The sequence below is a fragment of the Planctomycetota bacterium genome, assembly GCA_035384565.1.
GTDB lineage: Bacteria > Planctomycetota > PUPC01 > DSUN01 > DSUN01 > DAOOIT01.
Genome location: DAOOIT010000160.1, coordinates 1 through 1,522 on the forward strand (window position 1 = coordinate 1; position 1,522 = coordinate 1,522).

The 1,522-nt window shown below is 65.6% G+C and carries 3 protein-coding genes; all 3 read right to left on the reverse strand.

Annotation, left to right across the window (positions count from 1 at the left end; translation table 11 throughout):
• Positions 1 to 129: 129 nt before the first annotated feature.
• The 3 genes from PLE19_24085 to PLE19_24095 are packed head-to-tail and all read right to left on the reverse strand — an operon-like array spanning position 130 to position 1,493.
• Positions 130 to 690 (reverse strand): hypothetical protein, encoded by a 561-nt coding sequence (locus PLE19_24085; protein HPD18027.1) that lies wholly within the window; start codon positions 688 to 690, stop codon positions 130 to 132.
• The gene (locus tag PLE19_24090) at positions 677 to 1,165 is read right to left on the reverse strand and encodes a hypothetical protein (protein HPD18028.1); all 489 of its coding nucleotides are present in this window, start codon (positions 1,163 to 1,165) and stop codon (positions 677 to 679) included. Before PLE19_24090 ends, PLE19_24085 begins: the two co-directional genes overlap by 14 nt.
• The gene (locus PLE19_24095; protein HPD18029.1) at positions 1,155 to 1,493 is read right to left on the reverse strand and encodes a hypothetical protein; all 339 of its coding nucleotides are present in this window, start codon (positions 1,491 to 1,493) and stop codon (positions 1,155 to 1,157) included. The genes PLE19_24090 and PLE19_24095 overlap by 11 nt, the downstream gene beginning before the upstream one ends.
• Between the last annotated feature and the right edge of the window lie 29 nt (positions 1,494 to 1,522).

Consider the following 1,522-nt stretch of genomic DNA (forward strand, 5'->3'; position numbering starts at 1 on the left):
ACCTCGCCCTCCTCGATCTCGGCCGTGCCCCTGGCCGGCAGATGCACCGAGCGCTTCGAGTTGGCCAGGTGAAGCGTCAGGGGCTGGAACTTCAGGTTCTTGATCTCGACCATGTGCAACGGCCTCCTTTCAGCCGGTTGGCTCGTGGGTCCGCGCCTCGTCCAGGGCGGGACCCTGGTACTCGAAGATACGGGTGAGAATCAGCTTGCCCGTCTCGACCTCGCCGCCGTAGACTGGGCAGTCCTCGATCCGATACCTGCCCGACGCCTGCTTCAAGTTCGTCAGGTTCACCCGCCCAAGGCCCCCCATCGGAGTCAATTCGGTCAGGGCCAGCTTGGCGGCATCGGGCGGGATCTCGATCTCCCGATGGAAGGCGAAGAAGGCGACGGCCTTCGCGGCGAGGTCCAGAAGCTCCGCATCCTTCGCCGTCGTGGCGATGATCTCGAAGTCGAGGTGGTAGAGCCGGGGATAGGGCCGCTCCTCGTACGTCAACGCGTCCGTGTCCTTCACGATCTCCTTTGCCATCGTGCGCCGGGGCTTGTCCTCGACCAGGACCGGCCCCTGGAGGACCAGCGATGGCAGCCGGGTGACCTCGAACGCGTCGTCTGGCGGCACGAGGACCGCGTTCGCCGCGATCTCCGCCTGGACCAGGCGGATGAACGACTCGACTACATCCCTAACCGAGAACACTGTGGATCGCCTCTCTATAGTTCTTCATGATCTCGTCACGGTACTGCTCCATCACGGGATGGAGGAATGGCCGCGGCGGGAGGATGATCACGGCGCCGTTGGGGTGGTTGATCGTGGCGCCGTACTCCATGATCGCCCCGATGTTCGCCATCTCGTCGCCTTCCTTGTTCCTCGTGCCCCGCAGCAGCCCCACGAAGGCTCTGTCGCCCAACACCAGTTGGGTGACCGAAGCCAGCAGGAAGCCCGTGTCGATAAGCGCCTTGGAGGAGCCTTTCCGCTCGATGGTGCTCTGAGCCAGCCGCGCGAAGGGCACACCGCCAGGCGCCTGGGATGTGATCCCCTTCTTGATCTCGCGCACCAGCAACATGGCGTTCTTGACCGTCGCCTGGCGCAGCGCCTGGGCGAGCCGGGCGCCAAGGTTGGTCCCCAGCACCTGCTTCGCCTTCTCCCAGTCGCCGAACCGGCTAACGCTCATGGTGCTTCACCAGTTGAACGGTCTTGTGGGTCACCAGGCCGAAGAGCCGCTCCTCGACCACAGTCAGAACCTTGAACAACGTCACGCCGAGATGGGCGGCCCCGCCGCCCTCGGATGTCACGCGGTCGCCAGCCTCGATCTCCTGCTCGGGCAGGACCGAGATGACCGCGTCGGCGCCCATTGCCTTGAGCGTCTCTTGCGGCGTCGGCACGAACTCGTAGGCGAACTCGCCGGCGTCGGTGTAGTCTGGCTCGTCCGAGCCATAGAGCCGCTCCCCGGACGCCGGGGGCACGAAGCGATGGCCCTTCTGCCCGGCGGCGAGGATCATCGCCCGCACGTCGGCGACGATGGCCGCCT